The following is a 16,912-nucleotide window of genomic DNA, read 5'->3' on the forward strand; positions in this document are numbered from 1 at the left end:
CGGCGGCGCCACGTCAACTGCACACGAAGGCCAGCCTGCGTAGGCCGGAAAAGCCCGGCCGGACGGCTCACCATAGGAATGCCTATTTGGACGATTTACAGCGGATTTGTGATAGACTTAGTTCATTAAACTAAGTCAAGCGAGGACGCCATGCAGACCTACAATATCCACGATGCAAAAACCCAGCTATCGCGGCTGGTGGACCAGGCTGCGAAGGGTGAGTCGTTCGTGATTGCCAAGGCTGGCAAGCCGATGGTTAAGGTCATCGCCCTGAATGCCCCAGAGCCATCGCAGGTCAAGCGGTTTGGTTTCATGGCCGGGCAGATCAGCGTGCCGGACGATTTTGACAAGATGGGCGCGGCAGACATCGAGAAGATGTTTGAAGGTGACGCATGAAGCTGCTGCTGGACACACATCTGCTGCTGTGGGCGGCAGAAGGCATTGAGCGGCTCCCGCCGGAGGCCCAGGCATTGATGAGCGACCCCGACAATGAGCTGTTCTTCAGCGTCGCCAGCCTGTGGGAAATTGTTATCAAGCGCGGCTTGGGGCGCTCGGATTTCAAGGTTGATGCTCGGGTGTTGCGTCGTAGCTTGCTGGACAACGGCTATAGCGAGTTGTCGATCCTCAGTGAGCACGCGGTGGCAATCGACGCTTTGCCCCCGATCCATAAAGACCCGTTCGATCGTCTATTGGTAGCGCAAGCCACGGTGGAGGGCATCACACTGCTGACGGCGGACGTGAATGTAGCGACCTATCCTGGCCCCGTAAGGCGGGTGTGAATGCCGTAGTTTTGTACAACGTGCACAAACTATGGCTTTGCTGTCGAATAATCAGGCCAAGCCTGTTCCTTTGTCCCAATAAGCATTTGCACCAACCGGGCGCATTGTCCATGATGGTGCAATGAGCGAGCGTCAGGCCCAAAGCTGGGTGGAGCAGATGTCGACCGGGTTGGCGGTGGTCGATGGGGGTTTGCGTGTGTTGTGGATCAATCCGGCGCTGGCGGAATTGCTGGGGCTGGGTTTGCGGCACGCGCAGGGGCAGCCGTTGCAGGGGTTGCTGCCGGACGCGGGGGTGGCGGAGCAGGCGGCGCGGAGTTTGGCGGAACAGCGGTCGGTGCAATGCCGCGGGGTCTTGTTGCCGAGCGTGACGGGTAGTCAGCGGGTGGATGTGACCCTGCAGCCCGTGGAAAAGGGCGAGCTGCTGGTGGAGGTGCATGTGCTGGCGGAGCTGCCGTCCACGGTGTCGCCGCTGTCGGCTACGTTGCGTGGTTTTGCGCATGAAGTGAAGAACCCCCTGGCAGGTTTGCGCGGCGCGGCGCAATTACTGCAGCGGCGGTTGGATGATCCGGACATGCAGTCGCTGGCGGGCATGGTGATCAAGGAGGCGGATCGGCTCGCTGAGTTGGCGAATCGGCTGCTGCGTCATGACGGTGCGCCGCACCTGGCTCCCGTGAATCTGCATCAATTGATGGAGCGTGTCGCGGAATTGATTCGCGCAGAACCGAAACCGCCGCGCTTGCGTCCCGACTACGACCCCAGCTTGCCGGATGTGGAGGGTGATGCCGATCGCTTGCAACAGGTGTTGCTCAATCTGGCGCGCAATGCGATCGAGGCCGGAGCGAAGACGCTGACGTTGCGCAGCCGTGTCGAGCATGGCGTGCGTCTGGGCGAGCGCATGTTTCGCAGCGCGTTGCGGCTGGATGTGATGGATGATGGCCCGGGTGTGCCGCCTGCCTTGCGCGATACCTTGTTCGAGCCGTTGGTGTCAGGACATGTGGACGGCACCGGCCTGGGTCTGGCGTTGTCGCGCGAAATCGCACACGAGCATGGCGGCGAATTGCGCTTTGTCAGCCGCCGCGGCGAAACCGTCTTCTCACTTTATCTACCATTGCCGCCGCGAATAGGCGTTGCAACGACGGGGCGCACGCATGGCTAATTCGAACGATCGGTCCGGCGTCTGGATCGTCGATGACGATCGCGGGGTGCGCTTTGTACTCGCCGAAGCGCTGCGTGATGCCGGCTTCGAAGTGCGCGAATTCCAGGATGTGGTGAGCGTACGCAAAGCCTTGCGCGATGCGATGCCGGCGCTGCTGATCACGGACGTGCGCATGCCGGGCGAAAGCGGCCTGGCCTTGCTGGATGAGTTGCGGGAGCAAGGTATCGGCCCGGTGATCGTGATGAGCGCTTACACCGATGTGGCCACCACGGCGGCGGCCTATCGCGCCGGTGCCGCGGATTATCTTGCCAAGCCGTTCGATCTGGATCAGGCGCTGGCTTCCGTGCAGCGCGCGCTGGCGGACGTGCCGCATGCGGAACTTGCGCCCACCGGAACGGCCATTCCCGCCCATGCGTTGCTGGGCGAAAGCGTGCCGATGCGCGAAGTGTTTCGCCTGATCGGCCGCATAGCGGCGAGCGATCTCAACGTGCTGATCACTGGTGAAACCGGCACCGGCAAGGAGTTGGTTGCGCGTGCGTTGCATGAGGAAAGCGCGCGGCGCGGCAAGCCCTTCGTGGCCTTGAACACGGCGGCGATTCCCAGCGAGCTGCTGGAAAGCGAATTGTTCGGCCACGAAGCCGGCGCGTTCACCGGTGCCACGCGCCGCGTGGCCGGACGCTTCGAGCAGGCGGAGGGTGGCACGCTGTTTCTCGACGAGATCGGCGATATGCCGCTGATTCTGCAGACGCGTCTGTTGCGTGTGCTGGCTGGCGGCGAGTTTTACCGTGTCGGCGGACGCGAGCTGATTCGTTGCAATGTGCGTATCGTGGCCGCCACGCATCAAGATCTGGATGCGCGTGTGGCGGCAGGGCAGTTTCGTGCCGACCTGAAGCATCGCCTGGATGTGGTGCGCATTGAACTGCCGCCGCTGCGCCAGCGACGCAGCGATATTCCGCTGTTGGCGCAACACTTTCTGGCCGCGGCAGCACAGGAGTTGAAGCTGCCGCCCAAGCGTTTTTCCAAGGCAACGTTGAAAGCGATCGCGCAACGGGATTTCCCAGGCAATGTGCGCGAGCTGGAAAATCTTTGCCGACGCCTGGCGGTGATTGCTACGGGCGCAGAAATTTTGCCTGCCGATCTGGGCAAATCAACGGATGCACAACGCGGTGATTGGACGGATGCCTTGCGCGACTGGGCCGATCGTGCGCTGGAGCGTGGCGAGGCGGATATTCATACGCGCGCGCGCGAAGCACTCGATCGCGTGTTGATGGAAGCGGCATTAGCCGCCAACGATGGACATCGCCAGCACGCAGCGGCGGCGTTGGGGGTGGGCCGCAATACGCTTACGCGCAAGCTGGGCGCTTCGCGTGCGCGCCGCAAGTCATAAGAAGAAAGGGAGTCCAGACGTGTCGACATTGATCATTCGCCCAGCCGAACGTGGTGACATGGCAGCCATTGCCGAATGGAACATGGCGATGGCCTGGGAAACGGAACAAAAGCAACTGGATTTGCAGGTGCTTTCGCGCGGCGTGGCGGCGGTGCTGGATGAGCCGCGGCGCGGGTTTTATCTGGTGGCCGAGCGCGACGGAGCGGCCGCAGGTTGCTTGCTGGTGACCTATGAGTGGAGCGATTGGCGCAATGGCGATATCTGGTGGATCCAGAGCGTTTACGTGACGCCGGATGCGCGCAGGGGCGGTGTGTTTCGTGCGATGTATGCCGATGTGGCGCAACGGGCGAAGCAGGCGGGCGCGGTGGGGTTGCGCTTGTATGTGGAGACGGAGAATTTACGGGCGCAGCAGACTTACCAAGGGCTGGGGATGGAGCAGTGTCATTACTTTATGTATGAGCAGATGTTTTAGCGCTCATAGCACGCCTTTGATACCGCCCCCAAACGCGGTAATCAGCCGCGTATAAAGCAGCTTTGGCGAAACCGCCACGTCCGGGAAATCGCCCACTGCGGTATAGCAACGGGTGAAGTCTGGATTGCTTGGTTGCATCGGCGGGCAATCGGCGCTTGGATTCAGGTTGTAGCTGGTGGCGTAGCGGAATGGCCAGATGTCGAACAGCGGCAGTTTGGCCGAAAGATCGCCGATCAGCTGGCTGATTTGGCCGAGCACGGGAATGGTCGGCTTGCGTGGTGCGATCACCCATGCATTCTGCGGTTGCGTGGCTTCGAGAATGGAGTCGCGCAGTGCAGCGGCAAAGCGCGGGTCGTACACGATCACGCCGGCTTCGGTGTTGTAGTGGTCGGAGCGTGGATCGAAATTGTGCGAGCCGACCATGCCCAAGTCATCGTCGATCACCAGCGACTTGGCGTGCAGGCCAAAGCGACGGCCGGGGCTGGTGAGTGGCGCAGGGCGATTGCGTTTGCCGGCGCTGCCGAAAAGACCGGGGCGCCGGTCGGTGCCAGGGAAGCGTTTGTGCTTTTTGCCTGCTGCGCCAGCGACCACGGCAGTGCCGTCGTCTTCGTCCTCAACGTTGGCTTGCATGTATGCATCGGTGGCGAGGTCGGCGCGCGGCTTCATTTCGTAAATGTCGAAGCCGTATTTCGTGAGATAGTTTTTGCGGTGCTTGTAGGAGTACGCATACACCGCAAAAGCATCCGTAGACGCCAGCGAATTGGTGGACACGATGATTTGCGGCGGCGGGTTTTCGTGATGGAGTTTCTTGAAGATTTTTTCCGCGCGCCGGCTCATCACCAGGTACGGCGTTTGCAATATCACTTGCTGCTTGGCGTGGTTGACCAATTGCATCAGGTGCGCAGTGAATTCACGTGCCTGGCGCCGTGAGGGTTGCTCGGTCTTGGCAGGGAGATCGCTGAAATACTCCACCTTGCTGGTGTGGAGGGCGTTGTCCAGGATGTGTTCGTTGAGCCAGTTCGGATCTTCCGCCTCGGCCTGGGCGGCGGCGACTCGGGCAGGGTAGACATAATGTGGTCCAGGCCATGCTGGCGGCGAAGGATTGCGCAGGATCAGCCGGTTCACGTCGCGCAGATGTGTGAGCGGCACGGCGCGTCTGTGTTTCCAGAACAGGTCGAAGCTTTTCGCCATGTCCTGCGCGGCGGGGCCGCCGACCATGATGTCGCGATCGACGTAGTCGAAGTCGTTGTCCCAGTTGAAGTAGCGGTCCTGGTAGTTGCGTCCGCCGGTGATGCCGATGGTGTTGTCCACCACCAATACTTTGTTGTGCATGCGCTGGTTGAATGTCAGGAAGCAGCAGGCAATACCCGCGGCAAATTCCAGTGGCGACGTGCGTGAGTTGTGAAAGGTGGGGTTATACAGGCGTATGTGCAGGTTGGGGCTGGTGCGCACGAGCTGGGCGAGCAGCGCCGGGTCTTCGAACGAAAACAGTTGGTCGGCAAGAATGCGTACATTCACGCCACGCCGTGCGGCGTCGACGAGCTCGCTCAATGCGAGCTGGCCGAGGTCATCTTCGTCCCAGATGTAGGTTTGAACGTCGATCGATGTTTTCGCGGCGCGAATCAGGTTGATCCGTGCGGCCAGCGAAGCCTCGCTGTCGTCGAGCAGAACGACGACATGTTGTGGGTGGCCGGGTGTGGAATCGGCCATGGCTTGGGTGGCCGCGTCCAGCAGTGGTGATGGGGTGGCGCAGTGATCGTCTCGGCTGCAGCTGCTCTGGCGATCAACACTGGCGGCGACGGCGGCATCGGCTTGCTTGATTTGTGCACGGCTCAGCACGCAGCCCTGCAACAGGGATGCCAGCAGCAAGATCAGCGGGAGGCTGCAGCGCATGCGCATCGGAACAAGCTCGTTCAATGCATGCGCAAGGTTGTACCGAATGCTGCATCAAGGGCTTGGTTGCGTACCCGCACGGTTGTCCGCTCACATCTCCACATACCGTTCACCTTCCTGATCTGCGTACAACAAACATGGGGCGGCGCGCCGGGTGTCGCCGGGCGAGCACATCATAACGGCCGATCAATAACGGCCGTTCAACGGGTATCCGGTTGCAGCGTGATGTTGAGGTTGAGGTCGACGCTGTCGGACAGTGCGAAGCGGTCGCTGGTCATGCCGAATGTGCTGCGTTGGACCATGCCGCGCAATACGATCCTGCACGGTGTCGTTACCTGGTGCCTGCATTGCACCGGCTCCACGGCAAACTGGATGGGCGCGGTGATGCCGCGCATGGTGAGGTAGCCGGTAAGGGTGCCGCCATGCGCCAGCTCGCCTTGCGCGATCGGGTTGGAAACGAAGTGGATGGTCGGGTGGTGCTGGACGTCGAAGAACGACGGCGCCAATAAGAGTTGGCGCATGCGCGTCGAGGGTACGGCGACGCTGTCGACAGGGATGGTGGCGTTGACTACCCAGCTGTTTGGTTGCGGTCCTTGTTCCACGTCGCCATCGACATGAGTGAACTCGCCGTTGACCTTGTCCAGCCAAAACAGGCGGACGCGAAACATGGCCTCGGAAGTGGTCGAGTCGATGCGGTAGTCACTGCCGGTAGGTGCTGCGAACAGCGATGGCGGCAGTGACAGTAGCAGCAGAAGAGCCATGTGCCGCGATGCGTGACGCTGCAACGCGGGACCAAGGGATGCTCTTACCCATTTTGCGTGGGCGTCACCGTGCCTGTCTGTTCGCAGATCACAGGGCCATCGGCGAAGGCAGACTGGCCGTCTGTCGAGACGATGGACCGAAGAGATGCGGACAGACAGGTACGGTCCGAAGGGTGATGTCCAGAAGGCCCGCAGGCTGCGCCACACGGCTTGAAAAGACGGCCAGTCTTCCCGGCGCCGTGCGACACACCCTGCGAGCCTTCTGGACATCATGCCGCCTACGCAAAATGGGTAAGAGCATCCCTGTTTTTCATGGCGACCAGAACGCATCCAGTCGTGCGTTGCCCGGTTCCAGCGGGCCATCCAGATGAAGCACGGCCAAGCCGGCCGGTGGCATGCCACGGAAGTCGTCGGAGCGGCCCTCCACCAACAGCGCAACCAGCCGCTCGATGCCCGGGTTGTGGCCGACCAGCATCACGGTGTTCGCATCACCATGCTGGTCGAGCAGGGCCAGCAGTTCGCCGGGCGTGGCGTTGTAGATTTCCTGCGCGGTCAGCATGGCCGGTGCGCGTTCTATCTCTGCCAACGCAAGGTTGGCGGTGGCGCAGGTGCGCTCGGACGGGGAGCACAGCACGCGATCCGGACGCTTGCCGTGTTTGCTCAACCACGCACCGGCGGCACGCGCTTCCTGTTCACCGCGGCCGCTGAGGCGGCGCACCTCATCTTCCCCGCCGAGCGGGGCGGGCTGGGCTTCGGCGTGGCGTAACAGGATCAGTTCGTGCATGGCTGTGAATTCTCCCCGAGGAGGTTCTGGTTCGTTGTGAAAGGGGTCTTTTTAATGCTGTCGCTTGATCCAGCGCAGCAGTGGGGTCCAGTCCTGCTGATGGCCGCGGACCTGCTCGGAGCCGTAGTCGAAGATGCCCTTGCCGAGCGAGGTGAGCAGTACGTAGGCCTGGGTATCGCGCAATTGCGCCACCACCGGGAAGGGTGCCTGTTCGGCCAATTGGTTGATTGCGTCCTGGCTGGCATGCGTCCAGGGTTTGAGGCGGTTGCCGACCAGGGCCACCGGCAGCTTGCCGCGCTTTATGCGGCCGACGCCGCGCAGATGCTCAAGGAATTTCAGGGTGGCATGCAGATCGAAGGAGGAGGGCAGCACCGGCACCAATACCACGTTGGCCTGCTCCAGATAGGGCTCCAGTTCCTTTTCGTGCGAGCCGGCTGCGGTGTCGACCAGCACGCGGTCGGTGTCTTCGGGCAGTTTGTCCAGTGCCCGTTTGCCGCCTTCCAGGGCCAGCACGCCCGGCACGTTCTCCGGGCGCAGGCCTGCCCAGCGATAGCTGGAGCCTTGTGGATCGCTATCGACAATAGCGGTGCGTTTGCCGTCTTGCGCCCAATGCGAAGCAAGCTGGGTTACCAGCGTGCTCTTGCCGCAACCGCCTTTGCTGCTTGCTACCAATACGGTGAGCATCGGTTACCCCTAGTGGCGTGAGGTGGGCTCAAGCGTAGCGGGGGAAAGCGGAAGGGGGAAGATGAGCTTGTTGCGGATATGAACTCCATGTCGCCCGGGCGAACGACAGGGTTTACGCCTTGAGCCGCGAACAAGGTCGCCGGGTCCCGGCGTTTGCCGGGACGACGAATAAGGTGTTCCCGTTACTTCGACGGCTGCCAATCCGTCGGCGCATCCGTAGCAACCCCCGCATCATGCAGGGCGGCGAGCACCAGGCTCATCTGGGTTCCGCCGCTGCGCGCCAGCGCCAGCAGATGCTGCGCCTGGGCTTTGTCGTTCTGTGCGCGGAAAGAAACGGCGGCGAAGTTTTGCACCTGCCAGATCAGGTTGCGGCGGGCATTCTGGGCGTCCTGCTGCTGGGCCGGATCAGCGTTGAGTACTTGGCGCAGGTGCAGGCCCAGTGAGCGAGCCAAGGGGCTGGAACCCCACTCCAGCAACTGGCCCAGTTTGAGACAGTCGCTCTTGATCGAGTCGTCCTTGGGCGCTTTTCCCTCACAAAAGCTGGCCGTATCGCGCAGCGCCGGCTGCGGCATGCCGGCAGCACTGCCGAAGGCGATCAGCACCTGCACACCGTTTGCGCCGGCATTGGAGTTGGGGTCGAGTGTCGCACTCGGCGGCGGCAGGAGGGTGGCGGCGTTGGCCAGGTCTTTCAGCGCGACGCCGCTGTAGTCGTCATACAGCTTGGCCGATGCGGCCTTGGCCAGATCCTGGCGGGCGTCGTCGTTTTTGAGGTTGTTGGTGTCCAGGCTCAGCTTTACCAGCCACACGGCGGCATTGTCCGGCGCCTGTTGCACCAGCTGCGCCACGGCATCGCTGTTGGGGCAGGCGTGCGCGTTCGGGTCGCAGTCGGCCAGGCGCGCCCAGCTCACGGCGGGGCCGGCACCGTCGACGCGGGCGGCGCGTTCGATCAGGGAGTGGAAGCTGTTCAGCTTGCTGGGGTTGGGCAGCGGGCGGGCCAACAGGGCGGCGGCCAGCAGGCGCTCTGGATCCCCGCTGGGAGCAAGCACGTTGATCAGGTCGTTCTGAAACCCGAGCAGCGCCTTTTCACGAGGTGGTGCTGGTGTGGCGTTAGCTGCGTTAGGCGCCGGCTGCTTGGCGGCTACCGCTGTAGCGCTGATGGCGCAGGCCAGAGTGAGGGCAATAAGGCGCCATCCACGCATGGGAACTCCACGGGTCATAAAAACGAAAAGCATAACGGGAAGGGATTGAGGGACTTCTGAACAGGAAGTTCTTCGATTTTTCGCTGAACGCGATGCCTTGGGCATGCCGCGCCGGCTCCTGTAGCATGCAGGGTCGCTGCCCACGAGGAACCCAGGAGAAAGCTGTGGAGTCGTTTTCGTTTCTGACCCAGGCGAATGCTGCCCCGTGGTTCGTGGGATGGGGCACGCTGGCCTTGATCAATGCCGGCCTGGCGCAGGGCAAGAATCGCAGCGGCTTGCTGTGGTTCGTGCTGTCGCTGCTGTTTGGTCCGTTTGTTACTTTGGCGATCGTGCTGTTGCCGAAGGTGCGCAGCCGGATCTTCTAGCTGCATCGCGGTCATTCCCGCCTGCGCGGGAATGACGACGTTTGGCACGGCGCGGCTTATTCGCCCAGCGCCTCGCGCATGAATTCCGGCAACGCCAGCGCACCCTTGTGCACGTCGGCGTTGTAGTAGCGCGTGGAGAAGTTCTTGCTCAGCGCACCGCGTTCGCGGAAGCCGGCCAGGTCGCCGCCCTTGCGTGCCATGGTGCAGCTCCACCAGCCGGTGGGGTAGCACGGTTGCGGGAAGGGCAGCGTCTTCACGGCACTGAAGCCGGCCGTGCGCATCGCGGCGCGCATCGACTTGATCAGCTCAATATGTGCCAGCGGCGACTCGCTCTGCTGCACCAGGATGCCGCCGTGGCGCAGCGCCTTGTGGCAGCTGGCATAGAAAGCGGCGTTGAACAGGCCTTCGGCCGGACCGACCGGGTCGGTGGAATCGACGATGATCAAGTCCAGCGATTCCGGTTCCGCATCGGCCATGTACTTGATGCCGTCGATGAACAACAGCTCCGCGCGCGGATCGTTGTTGGATTCGCACAGTTCCGGGAAATACTGCTCGGCCAGGCGCGTGACGCGCTCGTCGATCTCGACCTGCGCGGCGTGCTCAACTTCTTCGTGCTTCAACACTTCGCGCAGCGTGCCGCAGTCGCCGCCCCCGATGATCACCACGCGCTTGGCGCGCGCATGGGTGAACAGCGCCGGGTGGGTCATCATCTCGTGGTAGAGGAAGTTGTCGCGGGTGGTGAGCATCACGCAGCCATCGATCACCATCAGGTTGCCCCAGTCGGTGGTCTGGTAGATCTCGATGGTCTGGAACGGGGTTTTCTCGGCATGCAGCAGCTTTTCAACGCGATAACCGATGGAGGAACCGGAAGCCTGGTGTGCTTCGGTGAACCAGCTGGGCTGCGACATGACGGACAGATCCTTGGAACTCGGGTTAAAGGAAAGTAATTGTAGCGGTAACGATTGACGCCGTGCCGCTTCAGGCCTCCCGGAAAAGGGATTGAGCAAAGGCCCACGCTGACCTCAAATTGTCGCAGCCCGCCGTTACAATACGAGTCCGGTCGCCGCGTGCGGCCGTCAGGCTCTTCCGGCCCCGCGGCGTGCGAGGCTTCCGGCCGGTGAGCCAGGGAAGCATCCCAAGTGTTCGTCAAGGCTCCGCCGCTGCGACGACGACATCCCCCTTCATGAGGAGATACCGTCACATGGCGAATGCCTGGAACACCGATGTCGCCCGTCACACCTATGCCGTGCCTTACTGGGGCGATGGCTACGTCGACATCAACGACGCCGGTCACATCGTGATCCGTCCGCATGGCCCGAGCGGCCCTGGCTTTTCCCTTCCTGATATCGTCGAACGTGCCCGCGCGGAAGGTTTGCGCCTGCCCTTGCTGGTGCGCTTTCCGGACATCCTGGCCGACCGTCTCGCACGCCTGCAGGGCGCGTTCGCCAAGGCGATCGGCGAGTGGAATTACGGCGGCGACTACACCGCCGTCTATCCGATCAAGGTGAACCAGCAGCGCGGCGTGGTGGCCGAGTTGGTGGCGGCCGGCGCGCATGGCTTTGGCCTGGAAGCCGGTTCGAAGCCGGAATTGATGGCCGTGTTGGCGATGGCGCGGCCGGGCTCTGTCGTGGTCTGCAATGGCTACAAGGATCGCGAATACATTCGTTTGGCACTGATAGGGCGCAAGCTTGGCCTGCGCATCCACATCGTGATCGAGAAACTGTCCGAGCTTGATCATGTGATCAGCGAATCGAAAGCCTTGAACGTGGAGCCGCTGCTTGGCGTGCGCGTACGCCTGGCGTCGATCGGCGCGGGCAAATGGCAGAACACCGGCGGCGACAAGGGCAAGTTCGGCCTTTCGCCCGCACAGGTACTGCAACTGGTAGCGCGCCTGGATCAGGCCGGTCTCAAGCACACGCTGAAACTGCAGCACTTCCACATGGGTTCGCAGATTTCCAACGTACGCGACATCGCCAACGGCATGCGCGAGGCAACACGTTATTTCGTGGAACTCACGCAGATGGGCGTGCCGTTGGAGATCGTCGACGTCGGCGGTGGCCTGGGCGTGGATTACGAAGGTTCGCGTTCGCGCAGTCACAACTCCATCAATTATTCGATCGAGCAATACGCGGCGACCATCGTGCAATCTTTGGCGGAGGCGGTGGAAAGCGAAGGGCTGAAAGCGCCGCATATCATCACCGAGGCAGGCCGCGCCATGACTGCGCATCACGCCGTGATGGTGGTGAACGTGAGTGAAGTGGAATCGGTGCCAGCCGGCAGCTTGCCGCCTGCAGAAAGTGATGAGCCGGCGGTGCTGCGCCACTTGCGCGAAGTGTATGAAGAACTGGACACACGCCCGCCGCTGGAGCTGTTCCACGAAGCGCAGCATCACGTGCAGGAAGGCCAGACGCTGTACGCACTGGGCCAGCTTTCGCTGGCGGCGCGTGCACAGCTGGACGAGCTTTACTACGCGATCGTCAATGCGGTGCGTGTGCGTCTGCTGCCGGCGGAGCGTGCGCATCGACAGGCGTTGGACGAGCTGGATGAAAAGCTGGTCGACAAGTACTTCGTCAACTTCTCCGTGTTCGAATCGGTGCCGGATGTGTGGGCCATCGATCAGATCTTTCCAATCGCCCCGATTGCGCGTTTGAACGAACGGCCGACGCGTCGCGGTGTGCTGGTCGATCTCACCTGCGATTCGGATGGCCGTATCGACAACTATGTGGATGCCGAAGGCGTGGACGTCAGTCTTCCACTCCATGCGTTGAAGGACAGCGAGCCGTATCGGCTCGGCATCTTCATGGTCGGTGCCTATCAGGAAACGCTGGGCGATATCCACAATCTATTCGGCGATACCGACGCGGTGAACGTGCGCGTGGAGGGTGGGAACTATGTGTTCGCGCACAAGCGTCGTGGCGATACGACCGACCTAATGCTGGACTATGTCGGTTACGACCTGGAAGCGTTACGTCGCAGTTATCGTGAACGCATTTCGGCGGCCGGTATAGATGGCGAGCAGGCGGAAACGCTGTTTGTAACATTGAATGAAGGGCTGACCGGCTATACCTATCTCTCCGAGGGCGTGCGTTAGCGATATCGCCTCAAGGATGTTTCGGCAAACGGTCGAAACATCCTGCGGCGATGCGATGTGCTGCCCCATTTTTTATTCATCCGAAGGAGTGGCACATGGCAAGTCTCGACGGCAAGGTTGCATTGATCACGGGCGCCGCTAGCGGCCTGGGTAAAGCTATCGCCGAACTTTATGCGAAGAACGGTGCGGCGGTAGCGATCGCCGACATCAATCAGCAGGCAGCAGATGCTGCCGCGGCGGAGATCAAGGCGGCCGGCGGTAAAGCCATCGGCATCGCCATGGACGTCACCAGCGAAGAAGCGGTAAACGCGGGCACGGACAAGACCGTGGAAGCTTTCGGCAGCCTGGATGTGCTGATTTCCAACGCGGGCGTGCAGATCATCAATCCGATCGACCAGTTCTCGTTCGCGGACTGGAAGAAGATGCTGGCGATTCACCTGGATGGCGGCTTCCTGACCACCAAGGCCGCACTCAAACATATGTACAAGGATAATCGTGGCGGTACGGTTATCTACATGGGTTCGGTGCATTCGCACGAAGCCTCGAAACTGAAGTCCGCTTACGTGACCGCAAAGCATGGCCTGCTTGGCCTTGCACGCACACTGGCGAAAGAAGGTGCGGCACATAACGTGCGTTCGCACGTGATCTGCCCAGGCTTCGTACGCACGCCACTGGTAGAGAAGCAGATTCCCGAGCAGGCCAAGGAGCTTGGCATTACCGAAGCCGACGTGATCAAGAACGTCATGCTCAAGGACACGGTGGATGGTGTGTTCACCACTGTCGACGATATCGCACAGACGGCGCTGTTCCTGGCGGCATTCCCGAGTGCGGCGCTGACCGGTCAGAGCTTTGTGGTCAGCCACGGTTGGTACATGCAGTAAAGCCGCGCTAGGCCAATGGCCCTACCTCACCTGGCCGTCTTCCCGCCTTCGCGGAAATGACGGCACAGGTAAGTGTACGGATCTCGTGCAGCATCCTTTCGTAAGGAAGTGAAAATGAAAATCGCCGACGTCAAAGCAAACGCCTTCGCCATGCCGCTGACCAGCCCTGCTTTCCCCAAGGGACCGTACCGCTTCGTCAACCGCGAATTCCTGGTCATCACCTATCGCACCGATATGGATGCGCTGCGCGCCGTGGTGCCGGAGCCGCTGGAAGTCACCGAGCCGGTGGTGAAGTACGAATTCATCCGCATGCCCGATTCCACCGGTTTTGGCGATTACACCGAATCGGGTCAGGTGATACCGGTGAGTTTCCGCGGTGAGCGTGGCGGTTACGTGCATGCGATGTACCTCAACGATCATCCGCCGATCGCCGGCGGCCGCGAGTTGTGGGGCTTTCCGAAAAAGCTGGCCACGCCCATCTTGGAAACGGAAATCGATACGTTGGTTGGCACGCTCGATTACGGCAAGGTGCGCGTGGCCAAGGCCACCATGGGCTTCAAGCATCGCCCGGCGGATGCGGATGCGATCCTGGCAGGTCTGGCGGCGCCCAGTTTTCTATTGAAGATCATCCCGCATGTCGACGGCACGCCGCGTATCTGCGAATTGGTGCGCTATTTCACGACCAACGTCACGCTGAAAGGTGCGTGGACTGGCCCCGCTTCGTTGGAACTGCATCCGCATGCGCTGGCGCCGGTAGCTGATCTGCCTGTGCTCAAGATTGAGTCGGCGGTGCATTACATCACCGATCTCACGCTCGATCTGGGTACCGTGGTTTATGACTATCTTGACGAAAAAGAACACACAGGAAAAACTCATGGACGCGAAGAAGACCTCGTCCAAGGCTGAGGCTGGTCCACACCATCCGGCGCAGGATGCCTACAAGGTCACCGCGCTGGTGCTGCAGGGCGGTGGTGCGCTTGGTGCGTACCAGGCGGGCGTGTATCAGGCGATGGCGGAAGCCGGTTTGCATCCGAACTGGATCGCCGGTATTTCCATCGGGGCGTTGAATGCAGCGATCATTGCGGGCAATGCACCGGAGCACCGCGTTGAACGGCTGACCGAATTCTGGGAAGGCATCTGCAAATCGGCACTATGGCCGAGTTCGCCGGGCAATCCGTGGATCGAAGGCATGAACATGCCGCCGATCGTGCGCGAAGGCGTCAACATGTTTGCCGCATGGCGCGCGATCATGGAAGGGCAATCCGGCTTCTTCCAGCCGCGCGTGCCACCGCCGGTGATGCAGTGGCACACCTCGCCCACGACCACCAGTTGGTATGACACGGCGCCGTTGCGCGCGACGCTGGAACGCCTGGCCGATTTCGATCGCATCAACCATCCGAGTTGTGTGCGTGTATCGGTGGGCGCAGTAAACGTACGCACCGGCAATTTCGCCTATTTCGACAACCGCGTCGGCAAGCTGAGACCCGAGCATTTCATGGCCTCGGGCGCGTTGCCGCCGGGCTTCCCTGCCGTGGAAATCGATGGCGAGTACTACTGGGATGGCGGCATGGTTTCCAACACGCCGCTCTATAAGGTGCTGAGCGAGCGTCCGCATCGCGATTCGCTGATCTTCCAGGTCGATCTATGGAGTGCGGTCGGTGCCTTGCCGCGCGACATGGGTGGCGTGACGGAACGCGCGAAGGATATCCAATACTCCAGCCGCACGCGCCTGGTCACCGAATACATGCACCAGACGCGTGAACAGCAGCGCTTCCTGCATGAGCTGATGGAGCTGATTCCTGAGGACAAGCGCGACACGCCGGCGTACAAGCGCGCCGAGCGTTACGCCAATGGTGCGTTGACCAACCTCATCCATCTGATCTATCGCAACAAGCCCTACGAAGGGCATTACAAGGATTACGAGTTCAGCGCGGCGACCATGCACGAGCACTGGCAAAGCGGGTTGGCCGATATGCGCCACACGCTGAGCCATCCGCACTGGCTGGAGCCGCCTTCGGCGGAAAATCCCTTCGTGACACACGACGTCCATCGTGGCTGAATATGGTTTTCCTTAGGGGAAACCGTTCAACATGATGCATGACGACGGCGGACAGGCTTCCGCCATGGAGCGGTTCTTCGGCATACGTGCCGCCGGTTCCAGCGCCCGGATAGAGGTGCTGGCCGGCATCACCACGTTTCTCACGTCGATGTACATCATCGTGGTGAATCCCGCTGTGCTGGCGCACGGCGGGGTGCCGTTTTCTGCGGGCCTGACGGCGACCGTGCTGGTGAGTTTCTTCGGCAGTTGCGCGATGGGCTTGTATGCGCGCAACCCGGTGCTCGTCGCGCCAGGTATGGGTATGAACGCGCTGTTCGCCTTTGTGATGGTGCACGGCGGAGGCATGTCCTGGCAGACGGCGTTGGGCTGTGTGTTCTGGTCAGGTGTGATCTTTGCGCTGCTGGCGCTGTTCAATGTGCGCAAGCTGGTGGTGGATGCGATTCCGGAAAACCTGCGCCATGCCGTGTCATGCGGTATCGGCTTGTTCATCAGCTTGATTGGCCTGGTCAACGCCAAGTTCATCGTGGGCGATCCGGTGACGCTGGTGCATTCGGCCAAGCTCAATCCGGTGTTACTTACCTTTTTGGCCGGACTGGCGCTGACCATCTTTCTGGTAGCACGGCGCATCAAAGGTGCGTTGATGTTGGGCATCGTGCTGACGACGGTGTTGGCTATTCCGATCGGTCGCTGGTGGGGTGATGGCAGTGCCTATGGCGGAGCGGCAACGCTGGTGAACTGGCAGGGCTTTTTTGCAGTGCCGGACTTTTCGGCCATCGGTCAGCTTGATCTGCTGGGTTCGCTGAAGCTGGCGTACTGGCCTTTTATCTTTGTCATGCTGTTCACCTCGTTCTTCGACGCCTTGTCCACGTTCATGGCGGTGTCGGATGCGGGCAATCTGTTGGATGAGGACGGCAACCCACGCAATATCCGCCAATCCATGCGCGTAGATGCATTTTCCGCCTTGGTGTCGGCGCCGCTGGGCACGAGTCCGGCCAATGCCTTTATCGAATCGGCCGCAGGCATTTCGCAGGGCGGGCGCACTGGGCTGGTGGCGGTGGTGGCGGGGCTGTGCTTTCTGCCGTTCCTGTTCCTGTCGCCCTTGCTTTCGCTGGTACCTGCTATTGCTACGGCGCCGGCGTTGATCCTGGTCGGCGTGTTCATGATCGAAGCGATCACGCGCATCGAATGGCAACGGTTTGATGAGGCTGTGCCGGCCTTCGTAGCGATCCTGCTGATTCCGCTTACGTATTCCATCACCGATGGTGTGGCTTATGGTTTTCTCTCCTATGTGCTGATCAAGCTCGCCACCGGCAAGGTGCACGACGTGAAGCCGGCGATGTGGGTGATTGCGGCGTTGGCGGTGCTGTTGCTGGCGCATCTTTGATGCGCGCACGCGGCGCG

General features: G+C 61.4%; 17 protein-coding genes. 11 read left to right on the forward strand and 6 right to left on the reverse strand.

The window, feature by feature from the left end:
- Positions 1 to 150 precede the first annotated feature (150 nt).
- The 5 genes from IEX75_RS10970 to IEX75_RS10990 all read left to right on the forward strand — a co-directional run bounded on the left by IEX75_RS10970 (position 151) and on the right by IEX75_RS10990 (position 3,794).
- Positions 151 to 396, forward strand: a complete 246-nt coding sequence (locus IEX75_RS10970; protein ID WP_188794237.1) for a type II toxin-antitoxin system Phd/YefM family antitoxin — start codon at positions 151 to 153, stop codon at positions 394 to 396.
- Positions 393 to 779, forward strand: a complete 387-nt coding sequence (locus IEX75_RS10975) for a type II toxin-antitoxin system VapC family toxin (protein WP_188794238.1) — start codon at positions 393 to 395, stop codon at positions 777 to 779. The genes IEX75_RS10970 and IEX75_RS10975 overlap by 4 nt, the downstream gene beginning before the upstream one ends.
- A gap of 121 nt (positions 780 to 900) precedes the next feature.
- Complete coding sequence (locus tag IEX75_RS10980) at positions 901 to 1,935, forward strand: two-component system sensor histidine kinase NtrB (protein WP_188794239.1); 1,035 nt, start codon at positions 901 to 903, stop codon at positions 1,933 to 1,935.
- Positions 1,928 to 3,322, forward strand: a complete 1,395-nt coding sequence (ntrC, locus tag IEX75_RS10985) for a nitrogen regulation protein NR(I) (RefSeq protein ID WP_188794240.1) — start codon at positions 1,928 to 1,930, stop codon at positions 3,320 to 3,322. Before IEX75_RS10980 ends, ntrC begins: the two co-directional genes overlap by 8 nt.
- Before the next feature lie 19 nt (positions 3,323 to 3,341).
- The gene (locus IEX75_RS10990; RefSeq protein WP_308422121.1) at positions 3,342 to 3,794 is read left to right on the forward strand and encodes a GNAT family N-acetyltransferase; all 453 of its coding nucleotides are present in this window, start codon (positions 3,342 to 3,344) and stop codon (positions 3,792 to 3,794) included.
- A gap of 3 nt (positions 3,795 to 3,797) precedes the next feature.
- Here the strand turns inward: IEX75_RS10990 and IEX75_RS10995 are convergent, their stop codons facing one another.
- From IEX75_RS10995 to IEX75_RS11015, 5 genes are all read right to left on the reverse strand, one after another.
- Positions 3,798 to 5,693 (reverse strand): phospholipase D-like domain-containing protein, encoded by a 1,896-nt coding sequence (locus IEX75_RS10995; protein WP_188794242.1) that lies wholly within the window; start codon positions 5,691 to 5,693, stop codon positions 3,798 to 3,800.
- Between the two features lie 194 nt (positions 5,694 to 5,887).
- A complete protein-coding gene (locus tag IEX75_RS11000) occupies positions 5,888 to 6,448 on the reverse strand; it encodes a YceI family protein (RefSeq protein ID WP_188794243.1) in 561 nt (186 codons plus the stop codon).
- A gap of 310 nt (positions 6,449 to 6,758) precedes the next feature.
- The gene (locus IEX75_RS11005; RefSeq protein WP_188794244.1) at positions 6,759 to 7,232 is read right to left on the reverse strand and encodes a SixA phosphatase family protein; all 474 of its coding nucleotides are present in this window, start codon (positions 7,230 to 7,232) and stop codon (positions 6,759 to 6,761) included.
- A gap of 51 nt (positions 7,233 to 7,283) precedes the next feature.
- Positions 7,284 to 7,916: a nucleotide-binding protein gene (locus IEX75_RS11010; RefSeq protein ID WP_188794245.1), complete on the reverse strand. Its 633-nt coding sequence runs from the start codon at positions 7,914 to 7,916 to the stop codon at positions 7,284 to 7,286.
- 182 nt (positions 7,917 to 8,098) lie between these two features.
- Positions 8,099 to 9,115, reverse strand: a complete 1,017-nt coding sequence (locus tag IEX75_RS11015; protein ID WP_188794246.1) for a hypothetical protein — start codon at positions 9,113 to 9,115, stop codon at positions 8,099 to 8,101.
- A gap of 164 nt (positions 9,116 to 9,279) precedes the next feature.
- Between IEX75_RS11015 and IEX75_RS11020 the strand changes: the two genes are divergently transcribed.
- Positions 9,280 to 9,480 carry an antitermination protein NusB gene (locus IEX75_RS11020; RefSeq protein ID WP_188794247.1) on the forward strand — a complete coding sequence of 67 codons (201 nt, stop codon included), beginning with the start codon at positions 9,280 to 9,282 and terminating at the stop codon, positions 9,478 to 9,480.
- A gap of 56 nt (positions 9,481 to 9,536) precedes the next feature.
- Here the strand turns inward: IEX75_RS11020 and speE are convergent, their stop codons facing one another.
- The gene (speE, locus tag IEX75_RS11025; RefSeq protein WP_188794248.1) at positions 9,537 to 10,388 is read right to left on the reverse strand and encodes a polyamine aminopropyltransferase; all 852 of its coding nucleotides are present in this window, start codon (positions 10,386 to 10,388) and stop codon (positions 9,537 to 9,539) included.
- A gap of 293 nt (positions 10,389 to 10,681) precedes the next feature.
- Between speE and speA the strand changes: the two genes are divergently transcribed.
- The 5 genes from speA (at position 10,682) to IEX75_RS11050 (ending at position 16,895) form a co-directional block, all read left to right on the forward strand.
- Positions 10,682 to 12,571, forward strand: coding sequence for a biosynthetic arginine decarboxylase (gene speA, locus IEX75_RS11030; RefSeq protein ID WP_188794249.1), 1,890 nt, complete (start codon positions 10,682 to 10,684; stop codon positions 12,569 to 12,571).
- Between the two features lie 95 nt (positions 12,572 to 12,666).
- The gene (locus IEX75_RS11035) at positions 12,667 to 13,452 is read left to right on the forward strand and encodes a 3-hydroxybutyrate dehydrogenase (protein ID WP_188794250.1); all 786 of its coding nucleotides are present in this window, start codon (positions 12,667 to 12,669) and stop codon (positions 13,450 to 13,452) included.
- 114 nt (positions 13,453 to 13,566) lie between these two features.
- Positions 13,567 to 14,358, forward strand: a complete 792-nt coding sequence (locus tag IEX75_RS11040) for an acetoacetate decarboxylase (protein ID WP_188794251.1) — start codon at positions 13,567 to 13,569, stop codon at positions 14,356 to 14,358.
- Entirely contained in the window at positions 14,327 to 15,511 is a 1,185-nt protein-coding gene (locus tag IEX75_RS11045; RefSeq protein ID WP_188794252.1) for a DUF3734 domain-containing protein, read from the forward strand. The genes IEX75_RS11040 and IEX75_RS11045 overlap by 32 nt, the downstream gene beginning before the upstream one ends.
- A 31-nt stretch (positions 15,512 to 15,542) precedes the next feature.
- Positions 15,543 to 16,895, forward strand: coding sequence for an NCS2 family permease (locus tag IEX75_RS11050; RefSeq protein ID WP_188794253.1), 1,353 nt, complete (start codon positions 15,543 to 15,545; stop codon positions 16,893 to 16,895).
- The last annotated feature ends 17 nt before the right edge of the window (positions 16,896 to 16,912 follow it).

Source organism: Dyella nitratireducens (assembly GCF_014642835.1).
Lineage (GTDB): Bacteria > Pseudomonadota > Gammaproteobacteria > Xanthomonadales > Rhodanobacteraceae > Dyella_B > Dyella_B nitratireducens.